We start from the raw sequence: 3,210 nt of genomic DNA, 5'->3' as shown, positions 1-3,210 counted from the left end.
TATTATTAGAATGTTTTCTAAATTCATTTGCCACTAATTCCATTTGTTTGTTTGGATAATGAAATACACTATCTAATAGTGTTTCACCTATCTTCTTTTCATTTATTAATTTGCATTCTTGAGAAAAAAACAAAGAAGGCACTAGAAATAAAAAAGAGATTACGATTTTAATATTACTATTCATTTTTTCTTTATAACCTTGTATTTATTAGGATTATTTATTGGTACAACTACTTTTACGGTAGGAGACCCTTGGCTAAAATCTAAACTTCCATCTTGTGGGTTTACTCTTGTAGCGGGAAATGTATAAGTAACCCTGATTGGTTGAGAAAGTTGATTTCTTACGTTATTAACTATTCTGTTTGTTGCAATTTCTTCTTTAACATTTCCTTCAATGTTTAACTCTGGTCTATCTTTAATTTGATTTCCTGATTCAGTTAATGTCATTTCTCCAGATACAGATCTAGAGGCGTGTACAATTTCCTCTAATAATGCTGTTTCAGGATATATTTCAGGATATCCTTCGGAATTTGTGTCGGGAGCGATACTAAAAGTTCCAGGGTTGTAATAAATAACTCCTCCAGAGCCTTTTTCTGGATCTTGAGCATCTTGACGATTATCGGGATCTGTAGTATTTCTATTTCTATTATTACTTCCAACAATCTTTATTGTGAACGTATGTTTACTTCTTTTTAATCTATTTATATGTTTACGAGCGATTGAGGATCTTTTTTTTAATGATCTTAGTTCTTTACGAACTGCTCTTCTTGCTTGTCTATTTTCTTTTCTTGTTTTATTAGGATCATTAAAATATTTAATTCTCTTCCCATCAGGATCCAAAAATAAGATTGGATTATTAGCGGTATAAGTATATGGACTTATAACATAATAATTTTCCGCCAACGGATCTAAATTCATCCATCTACCCAATGTAGCATCATAGTTTCTAGCACCATAATCATGCCAATTGATTCCTAATTCTTCATTCAATTCTTTACCATTGTATTTGTACTTCAGTGCAGCATTAGAACTGGTGATTTGAGTATTATACCCCTTATGTTGTAACCCAAAAGGATAATAATTATTTTCTTCTAAGATTTCACTTGTTGCTGATCCTGGAATGACATCAATATTACCATCATTATTATTATCAGCATAGGATAGTCTGATATTTCCTAAATGGTCTTTATATTGATAGATGTAGTCAAAGGATGAGATTGCCACGCCATTGCTCGCAAATACCGGTTCTACATATCCTTCAGCGGTGCTAAAGAACTGTAACTGTCCATTTTGGTATACATAGTTACCAGCGTATTCTACTGTTAAAGAACTTCCACCAGAGACGATCTTTTTTTGTTTCACTCCAGTTGCGTCGTAAATATAGCTAATATTTCCCGTGTTAGAACGTGCCTGATCATTTATTGCCACCGATGTGGGTAAGTTTAAGTGATTATAGGTAATCCCTGTAATTCCTTTATTACGATCGATGGTCATATTCCCGTTTACATCATATGCGTAGTCACTATTAGTATTGGTGCCATCTAAAAAGCCAACATGATCATTGCCATTATCTGTCACTTTGGATAACTTGTTTCCAGATCCGTATTGATAAGAAAGGTTATCCATAATATTTGATGTTCCCATCTCATTGTATCGAGTCAGTGATGTTATATTCCCATTTTTATCATAGTTAATATTTCTTACATCATAGGATCTAAGAGAGGCACCTGTAAGACTTTCATTGTACCTAAAGTAACTATCTTTTATTCTATTTAATGGATCATATTCATATCCATAGGCTCTTTTGGTATTATCATTGGCTGTTTTCCAGATCGTTTCCGCAATATTACCATTATAAAGTTTTGGGATACTATAGCGTCCTTCGGTTGCATTATAGTTAATCTTAAAAGTAAACAGATCGTCTCCAATACTATTCACATCATTGATATCGGTAAGCCAACCACGTACATTGTATTTGTAATCTACGGTTTGTAATGGTGCCTGTTCTGCATTTCCTACTTTTTTACTTTCTAATTGCCCAAGTTCATCATAGTTGTTTTGTACAATAAGCTCTTCAGGATGCGACCCAATTTGTTGTTTTTGGGTCAATACTCTTCCCATATGATCGTAGGTAAAGGTGTCCGTAGTTACAATTGCTGCATTACTCCCTTTAGTATGTGTGGTCTTTACTTTGATTGGTTTTCCAGTAAAGTCTAATAAGGTTTCTACAATATCCGTAGTGTTTAAATAGTCATTACGGCTACCTGTCCATATCACTTGTCCTTTATTGTCATATGCCATCACTGTAGTGATCCACTGATCTGTTCCTAGTACACGTACTTTAGATCCTGTGGCTAATCCTTTGGTGGTATTGGTAGTAACTACTCCATATACACTTGTTGATTTGTTTAATCCATCTCTATCAAAACCATAATCATCATAGTAATTGATGGTATATATTTTATGAACTCCCGTAGGAATGGCATCATTAGAATAATAGATGTTCGTATTTGCTACATCAATATATTGTGATGTTTTGGTTACATATTGTGTATAATTTCCGTTATCGGAGAAACCTTGCATCGTTGTTCTGGAAACATTACCTGGATGCAAATGTAATCCTGTAAAAGCTACTCTTCCAAAGGCATCGTATTTGGTAAACAACCATTCATTACGTGGACGTTGATTTGCATCTTGTGTCATCACTGGTTGATCCAGTTTGTTGTATACAATATACTCCCAACCTTTTCCAGGTATTTTCTTTTCTACCAATCGGTTTCTGCGATCGTATCTGTACTGATATCCCAGTTCATTAAGTTCTGTACCAGATATTCCATTGTCTACTGTTACCTTAGGAGGGAATACATAGGACAGATTTCCAAAATCATCATACACATAATAGGTGTCATGCGCGACATTGCTATTGTAGGTTCGTTTTAAAATAACTCTTCCACGTTTGTCTGTAAATTCTTTTGTAGTATGATTATTACCATCACTGGTTTTCCAGTTTTCATCTTTGGTAATGGATACAAAAAGTTCATTTGCTGGATAATTCCCTACCTTTTGTAAAGTTGGTACTAAGGTGTTTCCACCAGCATAATTCACTTTAAAATAGACAACATTATCAGCAGCTGTATTTAAAGTTCTGTCCAGTTTGATGGTATGGTCATCTCCAGATATTTTCGCTTGCCAATCCAATCCTGGTGCTGC

At 34.2% G+C, this 3,210-nt stretch carries 2 protein-coding genes; both read right to left on the bottom strand.

Going from position 1 to position 3,210, the window contains the following annotated elements; translation table 11 throughout:
• Positions 1-184, bottom strand: a 184-nt coding sequence (locus tag GBO31_RS23260) for a hypothetical protein (RefSeq protein WP_219011019.1), incomplete at its 3' end; no start/stop codon positions are given.
• The coding region (locus GBO31_RS23255) for an RHS repeat domain-containing protein (protein ID WP_219011016.1) at positions 181-3,210 on the bottom strand (3,030 nt) is incomplete at its 5' end. The genes GBO31_RS23260 and GBO31_RS23255, both read right to left, overlap by 4 nt.

This window comes from Aquimarina litoralis, from assembly GCF_019295435.1.
In the GTDB taxonomy this organism is placed as follows: Bacteria; Bacteroidota; Bacteroidia; order Flavobacteriales; family Flavobacteriaceae; genus Aquimarina; species Aquimarina litoralis_A.
The sequence above is the reverse complement of the archived record's forward strand: the minus strand, read 5'-3'. Positions and strand labels throughout refer to the sequence as shown.